This window comes from Blastococcus goldschmidtiae (genome assembly GCF_031845325.1).
Classification (GTDB): domain Bacteria; phylum Actinomycetota; class Actinomycetes; order Mycobacteriales; family Geodermatophilaceae; genus Blastococcus; species Blastococcus goldschmidtiae.
Window position 1 is genome coordinate 762,633 of sequence record NZ_JAVREI010000001.1, and the last position, 13,876, is coordinate 776,508.

General features: G+C 73.2%; 13 protein-coding genes. 7 read left to right on the forward strand and 6 right to left on the reverse strand.

The window, feature by feature from the left end:
- Positions 1-203: 203 nt before the first annotated feature.
- Both RM425_RS03865 and RM425_RS03870 read right to left on the reverse strand, forming a co-directional pair.
- Positions 204-1,106 (reverse strand): RNA polymerase sigma-70 factor, encoded by a 903-nt coding sequence (locus RM425_RS03865; protein ID WP_311343839.1) that lies wholly within the window; start codon positions 1,104-1,106, stop codon positions 204-206.
- Positions 1,103-1,654 carry a carboxymuconolactone decarboxylase family protein gene (locus RM425_RS03870; RefSeq protein WP_311343840.1) on the reverse strand — a complete coding sequence of 184 codons (552 nt, stop codon included), beginning with the start codon at positions 1,652-1,654 and terminating at the stop codon, positions 1,103-1,105. Before RM425_RS03870 ends, RM425_RS03865 begins: the two co-directional genes overlap by 4 nt.
- A 93-nt stretch (positions 1,655-1,747) precedes the next feature.
- On the opposite strand from RM425_RS03870, the gene RM425_RS03875 reads away from it, so the two are divergent.
- Positions 1,748-2,041, forward strand: coding sequence for a hypothetical protein (locus tag RM425_RS03875; RefSeq protein WP_311343841.1), 294 nt, complete (start codon positions 1,748-1,750; stop codon positions 2,039-2,041).
- Between the two features lie 3 nt (positions 2,042-2,044).
- On the opposite strand, the gene RM425_RS03880 is transcribed toward RM425_RS03875, so the two are convergent.
- Positions 2,045-2,329: a chorismate mutase gene (locus RM425_RS03880; RefSeq protein ID WP_311343842.1), complete on the reverse strand. Its 285-nt coding sequence runs from the start codon at positions 2,327-2,329 to the stop codon at positions 2,045-2,047.
- Between the two features lie 217 nt (positions 2,330-2,546).
- Between RM425_RS03880 and pcrA the strand changes: the two genes are divergently transcribed.
- Positions 2,547-4,859, forward strand: a complete 2,313-nt coding sequence (pcrA, locus tag RM425_RS03885) for a DNA helicase PcrA (RefSeq protein ID WP_311343843.1) — start codon at positions 2,547-2,549, stop codon at positions 4,857-4,859.
- Here pcrA and RM425_RS03890 read toward each other — a convergent pair.
- Both RM425_RS03890 and RM425_RS03895 read right to left on the reverse strand, forming a co-directional pair.
- Positions 4,856-5,788 carry a M23 family metallopeptidase gene (locus RM425_RS03890; RefSeq protein ID WP_311343844.1) on the reverse strand — a complete coding sequence of 311 codons (933 nt, stop codon included), beginning with the start codon at positions 5,786-5,788 and terminating at the stop codon, positions 4,856-4,858. The genes pcrA and RM425_RS03890 overlap by 4 nt on opposite strands.
- A 187-nt stretch (positions 5,789-5,975) precedes the next feature.
- Entirely contained in the window at positions 5,976-6,890 is a 915-nt protein-coding gene (locus RM425_RS03895) for an esterase/lipase family protein (protein WP_311343845.1), read from the reverse strand.
- 174 nt (positions 6,891-7,064) lie between these two features.
- Between RM425_RS03895 and RM425_RS03900 the strand changes: the two genes are divergently transcribed.
- Both RM425_RS03900 and RM425_RS03905 read left to right on the forward strand, forming a co-directional pair.
- Positions 7,065-8,099 (forward strand): hypothetical protein, encoded by a 1,035-nt coding sequence (locus RM425_RS03900; RefSeq protein ID WP_311343846.1) that lies wholly within the window; start codon positions 7,065-7,067, stop codon positions 8,097-8,099.
- An 81-nt stretch (positions 8,100-8,180) separates the two neighbouring features.
- Positions 8,181-8,567, forward strand: coding sequence for a cobalamin-dependent protein (locus RM425_RS03905; protein WP_311343847.1), 387 nt, complete (start codon positions 8,181-8,183; stop codon positions 8,565-8,567).
- Here RM425_RS03905 and RM425_RS03910 read toward each other — a convergent pair.
- Positions 8,557-10,413: a CocE/NonD family hydrolase gene (locus tag RM425_RS03910; protein ID WP_311343848.1), complete on the reverse strand. Its 1,857-nt coding sequence runs from the start codon at positions 10,411-10,413 to the stop codon at positions 8,557-8,559. The genes RM425_RS03905 and RM425_RS03910 overlap by 11 nt on opposite strands.
- A 159-nt stretch (positions 10,414-10,572) precedes the next feature.
- Between RM425_RS03910 and sucC the strand changes: the two genes are divergently transcribed.
- The 3 genes from sucC to RM425_RS03925 all read left to right on the forward strand — a co-directional run bounded on the left by sucC (position 10,573) and on the right by RM425_RS03925 (position 13,827).
- Entirely contained in the window at positions 10,573-11,736 is a 1,164-nt protein-coding gene (gene sucC / locus RM425_RS03915) for an ADP-forming succinate--CoA ligase subunit beta (RefSeq protein ID WP_311343849.1), read from the forward strand.
- 29 nt (positions 11,737-11,765) lie between these two features.
- Positions 11,766-12,644, forward strand: coding sequence for a succinate--CoA ligase subunit alpha (gene sucD, locus RM425_RS03920; protein WP_311343850.1), 879 nt, complete (start codon positions 11,766-11,768; stop codon positions 12,642-12,644).
- A 232-nt stretch (positions 12,645-12,876) separates the two neighbouring features.
- Positions 12,877-13,827 carry a hypothetical protein gene (locus RM425_RS03925; protein WP_311343851.1) on the forward strand — a complete coding sequence of 317 codons (951 nt, stop codon included), beginning with the start codon at positions 12,877-12,879 and terminating at the stop codon, positions 13,825-13,827.
- Positions 13,828-13,876: the final 49 nt, after the last annotated feature.

The window sequence follows — 13,876 nt, forward strand, 5'->3', positions numbered from 1 at the left end:
GACCAGCGGACCGGTCGAAGGCGGTGGAGCTCGACCGACGGTAGGCGCCGGCACGCCGGACGGCGGGGCCGGCCGGGGCAGGTGTGACTCGAGTCGACTGCCCGTGCAGATGCATCGGTCATCCACCCGCCCCCAGCGGTCCACCGGGCGTCGCGCCGGCGCGAACGCCGTGGCTGCGGGCGGCCACGGGTCCCTGCGACTGCTCAGTCGCAGGGACCCGCCGACAGTCCGGCGAGCTTGTCGGGATTGCGCACGACGAGGACCTGGGTGACCAGCCCGTCGGCCACGACCAGCGACATCGTCATCAGCGGCTCGCCGTCGGCCCAGACCACCACGGCCGGGGCGCCGTTGAGGTCCGCGATCTCGATGCGCAGACCCGGCAGCGCCATGCCCTGGCCGGCGATGCCGACGGCGAAGCGGGCCACCCTCTCCGCACCGGTGATCGGGCGCAGCGCCGCCCTCGCCTTGCCTCCGCCGTCGCTGATCAGCACCGCGTCGGGAGCGAGCGCGGCCAGGAGTGCGTCGAGGTCGCCACCGGCGCAGGCGGCGAGGAACCGCTCGGTCACCGCCCGCTGGACCCCACGGTCGGCATCGAACCGCGGACGGCGGGCCTGCACGTGCTCGCGTGCCCGGTGGGCCATCTGCCGGACGGCCGACTCCGACCGGCCCAGCGCGGCCGCGGCTTCGGCCACCGGCAGGCCGAACACCTCCCGCAGGACGAAGACAGCGCGCTCGGCGGGGGAGAGTGTCTCCAGCACCACCAGCAGGGCCATCGAGACCTGCTCGCCGAGCTCCGCGGCCGTGGTCGGGTCCGTGGGCGCCGGTGCGGCGGCGACGGGGTGGGTGAGCAGCGGCTCGGGCAGCCACGGGCCGACGTAGCTCTCCCGGCGTGCCCGGGCCGAGTCCAGCCGGTCGAGCGCGAGCCGGGTGACCACGCGCACGAGGTAGGCGCGCGGATCCGCCACGTCGTCGCGGTCGTCCGCGGACCAGCGCAGCCACGCGTCCTGCACGGCGTCCTCGGCGTCGGCGACGCTGCCGAGCATCTGGTAGGCCACGGAGAACAGCAGCCTCCGGTGGCGGTCGAAGACGCCGAGGACGTCGGTCACGGCGCCGGGATCTCGCAGCGGTCGCGGAAGCCCTGGCTGGTCAGACCCAGGGCGCTGTTGGTGCGCGATCGGGAGTTCTCCACGGAGATCATCATCGTCAGCTCGACGAGCTCGGCGTCATCCAGGTGCAGGCGCAGACCGGCGACCATCTCGTCGGTCACCTGCGGCGGAGTCGCCGTCATCGCCTCGGAGTAGGTCATGACCTGGCGTTCCACGTCGGTGAAGAGGTCGCTGTCCCGCCAGCGCGGCACGTCGCGCAGCTTGGCCGGGTCGACGCCGTCATCGGTGTTCATCCAGTAGCCGAAGTCCACGCACCAGGAACACCCGATGGCCACGGCCGAAGCCATCTCCGCCAGCGCCTTCAGCGTCGGGTCGAGCCGGTTCCAGCGGGCCACCGACAGCTCGTGCCGGACGTAGGTGCGCAGGACCCGGGGGTTGTGGGCGATGGCCGCGCCCGGGTCGAGGACGGCGCCGTAGGTGCGGCGCGAGTACCACTCCGTCAGCCGGACGACGAGCGAGCGCGGCGGGTCGAGCGGGATGCGGGCCATGGTCGGAACCTCTCGGTCGGCGGGATGCTGACCGTGAGGACGACGCAGCACCCGCCGGTGTGACATCGCCGTGCCGCCCGGCAGACTCGTGGCGTGCCGACCGTCACCGTCTACGCCGTGCTGCGGGCCGCCACCCCGGTGGACGACGCCACCGTCGAGGCGGTCGCCGCCACGCTGCGGCCCGGCGACCCCGAGTTGCGGGTCTGGCGCGAGCCCGACAGGGCCGCGCTGCGCGCCTCGACCGACTGCGACGCCGAGGACCTGGACGCCGCGCTGGAGCTGGCGCACGCGCTGGGGGAGGAGCTGCGGGAGCGGTGCCCGGGCGACGTGGTCGAGGCCGCCGCCCTCACTGACGACGACTCATTGGTCTGGCGCGCCTGGCTCTGAGGCTCAGAGCCGCCCGCGCCCCTGCCGCAGCAGCATCATCCCGAGCGCGGCGCCGTCGGGCCCGAGCGCGTCCTGGAACCGGGCGAGCACCTGCTGCTCGCGGGCGAGGTTCAGTCGCGTGCCGCCGCTGGCCAAGCGGTGGGCGCCGATCTCCTGCGAGATGGCCAGCCGGCGCTGCACGAGTTCGATGATCGCGGCGTCGCAGGCGTCGATCTCCTCGCGAAGCGCGCCGATCCGGTCGACCTCGGAGCCGGTGACGGCGGCCGGGGCGGAGATGAGGGTGCTCATGGGGTGTCCTTCTGGGGGAGGGAGACCGTCGTGCCCCAGAGACGAAGAACGCCCCGGGGCTCTTCGGGCCCGGGGCGTCTGGTGCGGCTGTGCTCAGCCAGCTGTGACGGCGACCGGATCCCGGTGGCCGTAGTAAAAGCTGAGGTGGGCGAGCACGGGACGGAGTCTGCCACAGCAGGCAGGAACCGTCACCCGTTCGGCTTACAGTGATGTGGCTATGAGCAGCGTCCAGCAGGCCCTCCCCGGTACAGCCGCACTCCAGCGTTCCGCCCCCGGGTCCCTGGGCCGGGAGCTGGACCGCATGCTCGCGGGGCTCAACGGTCCGCAGCGCCAGGCGGTCGTGCACGAGGGCGGGCCGCTGCTCATCGTCGCCGGCGCCGGCTCGGGCAAGACCCGGGTGCTGGCGCACCGCATCGCCTACCTGCTCGGTGCCCGGCACACCCAGCCGGGCGAGGTCCTGGCCATCACGTTCACGAACAAGGCCGCGGGCGAGATGAAGGAGCGGGTGGCGCAGCTCGTGGGCCCGCGCGCCCGGGCGATGTGGGTGTCGACCTTCCACTCGATGTGCGTGCGCATCCTGCGGGCCGAGGCCGCCAAGCTGGGCCTCAAGTCCTCGTTCACCATCTACGACCAGGGCGACTCGGTCCGGCTCATGACGATGGTGGCCCGCGACCTCGACCTCGACGCGAAGCGGTACCCCGGGCGCAGCCTCGCCGCGCAGGTGTCGAACCTGAAGAACGAGCTCGTCGACGAGGAGAGCTACGTCCCCGGGACGGCGCCGGAGAAGGTGCTCGCCGAGGCCTACAGGCTCTACCAGCAGCGGCTGCGCCAGGCGCACGCCATGGACTTCGACGACCTGATCATGAACACGGTGCACCTGCTGCAGGCGTTCCCCGACGTCGCCGAGCACTACCGCCGCCGGTTCCGCCACGTGCTGGTCGACGAGTACCAGGACACCAACCACGCCCAGTACATGCTGGTCCGCGAGCTGGTGGGCACGGGCGAGGGTCCGGTCCCGATGGCGGAGCTGTGCGTCGTGGGGGACGCCGACCAGTCGATCTACGCGTTCCGCGGCGCGACCATCCGCAACATCGACGAGTTCGAGCGCGACTACCCACAGGCCACCACGATCCTGCTGGAGCAGAACTACCGCTCCACCCAGCGCATCCTCAAGGCCGCGAACACGGTCATCGCGAAGAACACCGGCCGCCGGCCCAAGAGCCTGTGGACCGACTCCGGCGACGGCGAGCTGATCGAGGGCTACGTCGCCGACAACGAGCACGACGAGGCGGCCTGGGTCGCCGAGCAGATCGACGCACTGGTCGACGAGGGCACCGCCCAGCCCAAGGACATCGCGGTCTTCTACCGGACCAACAACGCCTCGCGGGTGTTCGAAGAGGTCTTCATCCGGGTCGGCATGCCCTACAAGGTCGTCGGCGGGGTCCGCTTCTACGAGCGCAAGGAGGTCCGGGACGCGCTGGCCTACCTGAAGGTCGTCGCGAACCCCACGGACATCGTCAGCCTGCGCCGGGTCATCAACACCCCCAAGCGGGGCATCGGCGAGCGGGCCGAGGCCTGCATCGAGAACTTCGCCGACCGCGAGCGCATCCCGTTCGCCGGGGCCCTGCGCCGCTGCTCCGAGGTGGGGGAGCTGGCCACCCGCTCGCTCAAGGCGATCCAGGAGTTCGTGGCACTGCTCGAGGAGTTCGAGCGGCTGGTGGAGACCGGCTCGGGCCCGGCCGCGCTGCTGGAGAGCATCCTGGACCGCACGGGCTACCTCGCCGAGCTGCAGGCGAGCACCGACCCGCAGGACGAGGGCCGGGTCGACAATCTCAACGAGCTCATCTCGGTGGCCGCGGAGTTCGAGGCGGCCAACCCCGACGGCACGGTCACCGACTTCCTCGAGCAGGTGTCGCTGGTGGCCGACGCCGACCAGATCCCGGGTGGCGCCGGGGGGCAAGACGGCGACGACGCCGGCGTGGTCACGATGATGACGCTGCACACCGCCAAGGGCCTGGAGTTCCCGGTCGTGTTCCTGACCGGCCTGGAGGACGGCGTCTTCCCGCACCTGCGGGCGCTGGGTGACCCGCGCGAGCTGGAGGAGGAGCGCCGGCTGGCCTACGTCGGTATCACCCGCGCGCAGCAGCGGCTGTTCATCTCCCGGGCCACGGTGCGCACGAGCTGGGGGCAGCCCGCCTACAACCCGCCCTCGCGGTTCCTGGACGAGATCCCGGGCGACACCATCCACTGGGAGCGCCTCGACCCCACGCCGGCGCCGTCGACGGGCTACCGCTCGGCGCAGACGCGGGTGGCGGCCACCGGCCTGTCCACCGGCGGCCTGCGCGGCGGCGCCGGCAACCGCCAGGTCATCTCGGTGGACGTCGGCGATCGCGTCAGCCACGACGCGTTCGGGCTCGGCACCGTCGTCGAGGTCACCGGCGCGGGCGACAAGGCGCAGGCCACGGTCGACTTCGGCTCCGGCGGCACCAAGCGCCTGGTCCTCCGCTACGCCCCGCTGGTGAAGCTCTAGAGCCCCACGCCGCGCTCGGCCAGCCAGGCCTTCGGGTCGATGGGCCGGCCGTGCATGCCACCGCGGTGGATCTCGTAGTGCAGGTGCGGTCCGGTGGACTGGCCCTCGTTGCCGACCTTCGCGATCTGGTCGCCGGCGTGCACGATGTCGCCCGCGGCGACGCTGTAGTAGCGCATGTGGCCGTAGATGTGCACATTGCCGTCGGCGTCCTGGACGTAGACGGCGTTGCCGTAGCCGGATGCGCGCCCGGCCCGGATGACGACGCCGTCGGAGGCGGCGAAGATCGGGGTGCCGAGCGGCGCGGCGAGGTCGAGGCCGTAGTGCATGGTGCCCCAGCGCTGGCAGAAGCAGGTGGTGAGCACCCCGCTGAGCGGCAGCACGGTCTTGGGCTGCCGGGCGGCGCGGGAGGCGGCCAGCTCACCGAGGCGGGCCTGCGCCTCGGCCTCGGTGATCCCGCGGCGGACGTCGGCCTCGTCGAGCCCACCGCTGAACCCGTGGTCCAGGTCGGTGCCGAGCCCGAGGTCGGAGGCCGTGACGTCGACCTGCTCCGACCCGCCGTTCAGGACGGCGGGCGCGCCGGCGACCAGGGCGCCGGCCACGAGGGCGGCGAACCAGATGGGCGCGCGGCGGCCGGGCGGGTGCGGGAGGCGGCGGGGCGCGGCGACGCGGGGGAGGCGGCGGCGGGTGGTGGGCAGCCCCTCCGGAGCGGTCCGGGGAGGGACGACGGTCTCGGCGGTCTCCGCGGGGACGGCGTTCTCGACGGCGGCCTCGGCGTCAACGGCTGCGGCGGCCCGCATGAGCGCAGTGGTCGCCGGCCGGGGGACGGGGATGGCAGGTGCGCCGCGGCCGGCGGTCAGCTCGATCCGGCCGGTGGCGCCGTCCTCGGGGCCCGGCCGCTCGAGGAGCGTGGGCGCACTGGTGGGGGACACGGCGCACCTTCCCGGACAGTGCTCCGCGAGGGCTCGGTACGGCCCGTCGGGGGAGCGGGGGCGCCGCCGGTGGATACCGACGCCGTGACCGAACCGTAACGACGTGTGAGGACGCAACCAAGCACCTCACGATCCGTGTCGTGCGGTGTGCCCCAGGTAACGAAACGGACGCGACCGCCCGGCCGGCTCAGGCGGCCGCGCGCACCGTGCGGTCCGGTACCGCGGTGCCGGCGCCGGCGAGGGTCAGCGCGACCTCGTCCAGCACACCGCGGTGGATCGGCAGCGACATGTGCCCCACACCCCGGAACAGCACGTTGCGGGCAGCCAGGTCGGGATGGTCGCAGCGGCCGGCCGACGTCGGCAGCACCAGCTGGTCGAGGTCGCTGTAGACGGCGGTGATGCGGGTGTCGCACCGGTCGACCGGCTCGGCGAGCTCCCGCAGGACCGGCGAGCCCGGCCGCAGCTGGCGCACCAGCGGTGTCGGCAGGGCGTGGGCGAGCAGCGATCCGCCGTGCGGTGTCCCCAGCGTGACCAGGGAGTCGACCCGACGGTCCCCGCCCTGGCGCTGGACGTGGTAGCGGGCGATGAGCCCGCCGAGGCTGTGCCCCACGACGTGCACGCGTTCGTGCCCGGTCTGGGCGCAGATGCGCTCGATGTGCGCGCCGAGGTCCTGCGCGGCCCGGGCGACGTCCCGCAGCAGGGGGCTGTAGTTCCACGAGCACACCGAGGCGAACCCGCGGCGGCGCAGGCTGCGCCGCATCACGGCGAAGATGGAGCGGTTGTCGACCAGGCCGTGGACCAGCAGGACGGGCGTGCGCGCGGCCAGCGGATCGGCGGAGAACAGCGCCCGGACGGCGGGCGACTGGCCCGGCCGGTGGAGGCGGTCGGGCTGCAGCTGCTCGGTCCGCGCACCCAGTGGATACAGGAGGACGTGGGCCCCGACCCAGGCCAGTTCGGTGAGGCTGCCGGTCAGCGCGGCCGGGCTGCACAGCGATCGCAGGGCACTCCGTGGCGCGGCCTCGGGAGCGGCCGTCGTGTGCGACGCTGGTTCGGAGCCCGGAGTGCTCGTCGGTCGCCTCGTCGGTCGCCTCGTCGGTCGCATGGCCTGGATCTCCCCGTGTGGTCCGTCGTCGGTGCCGAGGGGGCGCCGGTGGTGATGCACTGGTTGTGCTCCGTTCACCCGACGGTAATGCCGGTGTGTGACAGCCGTCACACCGCGCCGCCGGTGGCCGGGCCGATCGAGGCCGGTTCGTGACCGAATGCGAAAGGGGACGGCGTGCCTGGCCGCGATGCCCGAACCGGGGGCGCCCGCACCCGGACGCCCGGTGCGGCCCGTGCGGGGACCCCACGCGACCGCGCCTCCGCTCCGGACGGATTCGGCCGCGACGGTGGCGAGGGGCTCGTCGTCGGCACCGTGCCCTCCGGCGCCCGGGTCGCCGGCGTCCTGCTCGTGCTCGCCGCCCTGGCCGGTCTCGTCTCCACCGTCCCCACCTACCTCGAGGTGGGCGGGCAGGACCTCGTCCTGGGGAGCAGCGTCCTCGGCGTGCTCGTCACGCTGCTCGCCCCGCTGGTCACCGGGGCGGTGGGCGTGCAGCTCGCCCGCGTCGCCGTCCCCAAGTTCGGTCTGGCCTACGCCGCGGTCGCCGGCGCCCTGGCGCTGGGCAACCTGCTCATCGAGCTCTACCGCGGACGCAGCTCCATCGACCGACCCGGCGTCGAGGTGCTCGCCGGGGAGCGGGTGCTGACCAGCGACATCCAGATCGGTCCCGGCTGGGTGGCGGGTGTGCTGGCGCTCGTCCTCACCGTGGTGGCCGGTGGCGTCGCGGCCGCGGCGTGGGGCCGCACCGTCATGGAGGACAGCGGCGCGCTCGACGCCGTCCGGGGCCCGCTGGCCGGCGCGTCGGTGCTGCTGGGCGTGACGACGGTCCTGTGCATGACGCTGCCGGCCGCCGACGTGCCGGACGATCTCCGCACCGACCCCGCCACCGGGCTGCAGGTCGTCGTGCCCCGTGAGGGGCCCCAGGCTCTGCTCGAGCGCCCGGGGCTGGCGCTGCTGGGCGGGCTGCTGCTCGCCGGCGCCCTGGTCCTGTGCTCGGTGACCGCGCCCTCGCTGCGCCCGCGCCTGGGCGCGGTCGGCGGCCTGCTCGCCATCGCCGTCACGGTGCTCTCCGCCGGGCTCGCCGGTGTGCGGGACGCGGTCGTCTCCGACGACCTGTACTGGACGGTGCCCGGGGCCGGGCTCCTCGTCGCCGGCCTGGGCTTCTGCGTCGTCACCGCGTTCGCCTGGCGCCTCCGCCGCCGGCCACGGTGACGCGCTGGAACGGCCCCGTCCGGAGGCTCGCGCCGAGCGTGCGAGGCGGGAGGAGGACGGGGTCCTTCTAGGCTCCGCGGCGTGGACGAGCGCATCCGGGTGGTCATCGCCGGGCCAGGCCCCGACGGCGGCGACCGGACGGCCGAGATGGTGGCGCGCGCGCTGCGCGACGCCGGCATGGAGGTCGTCTACACCGACCGGCCGCAGGCTCCCGAGCAGCTCGCTGCCACCGTCGTCCAGGAGGACGCCGACGCGGTGGGTGTGCTGGTCGCCGGGGGCGACGCGGCGCCGGTCGCGCGCCTGGCCGGCCTCCTGGCGGACCGGGGGATCGACGACGTGGTCGTCTTCGCCGGTGGGGACGTCGCCGACGGTGACGCGCTGACCGGACGCGGCGTCGCGCGGGTGTTCCCGCGCGACACCGCCCCGGCCGACGTCGTCGACTGGTTGCACGAGCGCCTCAGGGGCTGACCACCGGCACGGTCAGCTGCTGCACCCGCCCCGGGCCGGTGGCCAGCGCGACCGGCTGCGGGAGCGTGGCTCCGCGGTAGGCGAGGTCGCCACCGGCCAGTACGACGGCCAGGCGGTGCCCCGGGTCGAACCGGTGCACGATCGCCGGCAGCTCGATGGTGACCGGCCTCGTCACGTCGGTGACGCGTGCGGGGGAGATCAGCCGGTGCGGCAGCTCCACCGCGCCGTCCGGGCCGACGTCGTACACCTTCGCGTAGACCACCAGCTGGCCGCCGGGGCCGGCCACCTGCGTGGCAGCGACGGCCGGGGCGTCCAGCTGCACGGTCAGCCGGGGCGAGCCGACGACGTCCATGGGCTGCGCCAGGGGCGGCGTCGAGAAGCGGATCGCCGTGCCCGGCGGATCGGTGACCGGGCCCGTCTGGTCGAGGAACGCCGTCTCGGTGTAGTTCGGGCCGATCGGCGCGACGCTGCTGTAGGTGCTCAGTCCGGGCACCACCTGCGCCGGGTTGTCCACCAGCGAACCGCCCAGCAGCCCGCCGCCGGACAGGTGCAGCGTCCGCTCCGTGCCGACCGGGTAGGACGGCGCCGAGGCGTAGGCCTGCTCGACGTCCCCGGTCTCGGCCATCACCCAGTCGCGGTAGTAGTCGAACACCGGCTCCGGCGCCGGTCCGCGGCCGCGCACGTAGTGGTCGAACCAGGCCAGCGCCTGCCGGCCCTGGTAGGAGTCCTCGGGGTTGCGCTGGTCGAGCTCGCCGGGCTGCGGGTCGAGGGCGCTGTGCCCCCACGACTGCCAGACCAGCGACACCGGGGTGCCCTGCGCCTTCAGCGCGGCGTAGGTGGCCACCGACTCCTGCAGGTTGAACAGGGTGTCCGCCTGGCCCTGCGCGATCAGCGTCGGCGTGCGGACGTCGGAGACGTAGCTGCCCACGGAGTTCGACCGCAGGAACTCCACCGACCGCGGGTCGGCGTACCCGGTGGCCGCGACCTCGGCCAGGGCGGAGCAGACCGGGACGTCGAAGTTCAGGCAGTTCTCCCGCGCCAGGTTGCGCACCTGCGCCGGGTCGCCGAGCGCCGGCAGGTCCTGCAGCCCGCTGGCGAGGCCGAGGGCGGTGAACAGCAGCGACCACTGGTACTTGAAGACGCCGGTGTTCGCCGAGCCGACCGAGCCGCTCAGCGCGCTGCCGCCGGGGATGCCGCTGTTGTCGGGGTTGAGCGAGTAGGAGAGGTCGTTCCACGTGATCATCGGGACGATCGCGTCGAGCCGGTCGGTGCCGGCCGCGTGCTCGACGGCGGCGGCCGCGAACTGGATCTGACCGCCGTAGGAGCCGCCGACCATGCCGACCGCGGGATCGTGGGCGACCTTCGTGCGCCGGTCCTCCCGGAGCACCTGGTCGACGCGCACGCGCTCACCCGTGGCGTCGTCCACCGCGACGATCGAGGGGTCGCCGCCGAGGAAGCGCAGGAGCTGGCTCGCGGCGGCGCCGTCGTGCTCCCGGTCGTCGAGGGTGATCGGGCACAGGTCGCCGTCGACGAAGCCGAGCCCGGTGTAGGAGAGCGTCACGTACCCGTGCTCGCCGAAGCCCTGGGCGAAGTCGGCCTGGTCGGCCTTGGTGCCGCCGAAGCCGTTCGTCGCGAGCAGCGCGGGGCCCGGCTTCCGCTCGGTGACGCCCGGGGGGACGTAGAGATCGGCGTCGATCCGGCAGGTCCGGCTCTCCGGCCCGAGCCCCGTCACGGTGATCGTCAGGTCCCGCGGGACGATCTCGGTCGCGGCTGCGGGAGGGGCCAGGGCGACCGTTCCCCCGGTGGCCAGCACGGCCGTGAGCAGGGCGGTCGTCGTTCGGCGCACGGGGGCTCCTCGTCGGTCGGCGATCGGGCGGTGGTGCGGTGGGGCGGCCCGGTCGCTGCCGCAAACGGGTGAGGAAGCCTGTGATGCACCCCACGCCTGACCCATCTCTCCAACGCCCGAGGCGGCATTCCGGTTACGGGCGGGCTACGGTCCCTGTTCGTGGATCTCTTCGAGTACCAGGCCCGTGACCTGTTGGCCTCGCACGGTGTCCCCGTGCTCCCCGGCGGGGTCGCCGATACGCCCGAGCAGGCGGAGGCGATCGCCCGCGAGATCGGGCAGACCGTCGTCGTGAAGGCGCAGGTGAAGGTGGGCGGCCGCGGCAAGGCCGGTGGCGTCAAGCTCGCCGACAACCCCGAGGACGCCAGGGCGCGCGCCCAGGACATCCTCGGGCTGGACATCAAGGGGCACATCACGCACCGCGTGATGGTGGCCCAGGCCAGTGACATCGCCGAGGAGTACTACTTCTCCTACCTCCTCGACCGCTCCAACCGCACCTTCCTGGCCATGGCCTCGAAGGAGGGCGGCATGGAGATCGAGCAGCTCGCCGTCGAGCGCCCGGAGGCGCTGGCGCGCATCCCCGTCGACGCCAGCGTCGGGGTGGACACCGCGAAGGCCGCCGAGATCGTCGACGCCGCGAACTTCCCGGCCGAGGTGCGTGACCAGGTCATCGCCATCGCCGTGCAGCTGTGGGACGTCTTCACGAAGGAGGACGCCACGCTGGTCGAGATCAACCCGCTGGCCAAGGCGCCCGACGGCACCGTCCTCGCCCTCGACGCGAAGGTGACGCTCGACGAGAACGCCGAGTTCCGGCAGTCCGAGCACGCTGCGCTCGAGGACGCCGCCGCCGCCGACCCGCTCGAGGCGCGCGCCAAGGAGAAGAACCTCAACTACGTCAAGCTCGAGGGCGAGGTCGGGATCATCGGCAACGGTGCCGGCCTGGTCATGAGCACCCTGGACGTCGTGGCCTACGCGGGCGAGGAGTTCGGTGGCGTCAAGCCGGCCAACTTCCTCGACATCGGCGGCGGCGCCTCGGCCGAGGTCATGGCCAACGGCCTGGAGATCATCCTCTCCGACCCCGCCGTGAAGAGCGTCTTCGTCAACGTCTTCGGCGGCATCACCTCCTGCGACGCCGTGGCCAACGGCATCGTCTCCGCGCTGGGCATCCTCGGCGACGAGGCCACCAAGCCGCTCGTCGTCCGGCTCGACGGCAACAACGTCGAGGAGGGCCGGCGGATCCTCGCCGAGGCCAACCACTCCCTGGTCACCGTCGTGGACACGATGGACGGCGCCGCCCGCCGGGCCGCCGAGCTCGCCGCCGCCTGACCTCCCCGACTCCCGACAGGACTCCAGAGATGTCGATCTTCCTCAACGAGAACAGCAAGGTCATCGTCCAGGGCATGACCGGCTCCGAGGGCATGAAGCACACCTCGCGCATGCTCGCGTCCGGCACCGCGATCGTCGGCGGCGTGAACCCCCGCAAGGCGGGCACCACCGTCGACTTCGACGGCACCAGCGTGCCGGTGTTCGGCTCGGTCGCCGACGCCATGAAGGAGACCGGCGCCGACGTCAGCGTCATCTTCGTGCCGCCGCCGTTCGCGAAGGCCGCCGCCATCGAGGCCGTCGACGCCCAGATCGGGCTCGCCGTGATCATCACCGAGGGCATCCCGGTGCACGACTCCACCTACGTCTGGGCCCACGCCCAGGGTGGCGCGACGCGCATCATCGGGCCGAACTGCCCCGGCCTGATCAGCCCCGGGCGCAGCAACGCGGGCATCATCCCGGCCAACATCACCAAGCAGGGCAAGATCGGCCTGGTGTCGAAGTCGGGCACGCTGACCTACCAGATGATGTACGAGCTGCGCGACATCGGTTTCTCCACCGCCGTCGGCATCGGTGGCGACCCGGTCATCGGCACGACGCACATCGACTGCCTCCAGGCCTTCCAGGACGACCCGGAGACGGAGGCCATCGTGATGATCGGCGAGATCGGTGGCGACGCCGAGGAGCGGGCCGCCGACTTCGTCAAGGCCAACGTCACCAAGCCCGTCGTCGGCTACGTCGCCGGCTTCACCGCGCCCGAGGGCAAGACCATGGGCCACGCGGGCGCCATCGTCTCGGGCTCGGCCGGGACCGCCCAGGCGAAGAAGGAGGCCCTCGAGGCCGCCGGCGTCCGGGTGGGCAAGACCCCGTCGGAGACCGCGCAGCTCATGCGGGAGATCATCGGCGGCTGAAGAAGGACCACCCTTCCCCCCACGCCTCGCACGCTCGGCGCGGGCCCCTGAAGAGTGGCCGTTCCAGTACGTCACCGCTGCCCGGTGACCGCAGCTGCGGTCACCGGGCAGTGCTGTGTCCGGACCCGGTCCGGTCACGACGGGGGATACTGCGGCCGAGGCGGTTGCCAGGTGTCCGGGACTGCTCGAACATGCGCTCAGTGATCAAACGACTACCGAGGAGTGGCTCGAGATGACCAGTCAGCCTCCGCCGCCCCCCGGCGGGCCCGGGCAGCCCGACCCCGGGCCGCAGCAGCCGTACGGCCAGCCGCCCCAGCAGCCGTACGGCCAGCAGCCTCAGCAGCCCCAGCAGCCGTACGGCCAGCAGCCGCAGCAGCCCTGGGGTCAGCAGCCCCAGTCGCCCTGGGGCCAGCAGCCGCAGCAGGGCGGCTACGCCCAGCAGGGCTACGGCGCTCCCGGACCGGCGGGCGGCAGCCGGACGTCGGTGGACCTCTCGAAGGTCGGGCTCCTCGAGCGGCTGATCGCCGGGTCGGCCCTGCTCTTCACGCTCTTCATGATCCTGCCCTGGTACGGATTCGACGACGAAGGTCTCGAGGACGTCGACGCCTCCACCAACGGGTTCACCGACGCGATCAGCTTCGGCGATTTCACCTTCGAGATCGGCTACGCCACCGGACCGTCGATCCTCGCCTGGCTGCTGCTGCTGGCCGCCGCCGTCTGGGTCCTGCTCCCGGCGGTCACGACCGTCCGGTTGCCCGTGCCGCGCAGCTTCGTCACCGCCGGGCTGGCCTGCCTGGCGCTGCTGCTGTTCCTGGTCACCTGGATCGACCAGCTCGACCTGGCCGACGGGCCGGACCAGGAGGCCAGCTTCAGCATCATCGCGTTCCTCGCCCTGCTGACCGTGCTCGCCGCCGCCGTCCTCGCCGTGCTGCAGGCTCTGCCGGACCTGCGGGCCGGGGAGGCGGGGGGAAGCGGACGGTCGACGGGTGGTCAGCCGAGGGGTGGTCAGCAGCAGACGCACCCGCCCCAGCCCTACGGGCAGGGTCCGCAGCAGACGCAGCCTCCCCAGCCCTACGGGCAGCCGCCTCAGCAGGCGTACCCGCAGGAGCAGCCCCCGCCGCCGCACGGCCACCCGGGCACGCCGCCCCAAGCACCACCGGGGCAGCCCGGCAGCACCGCCTGAGCGGTCCCGGAACCGCGCGAAGCAGTCGGTCAGGGCCGGTGGGCCACGG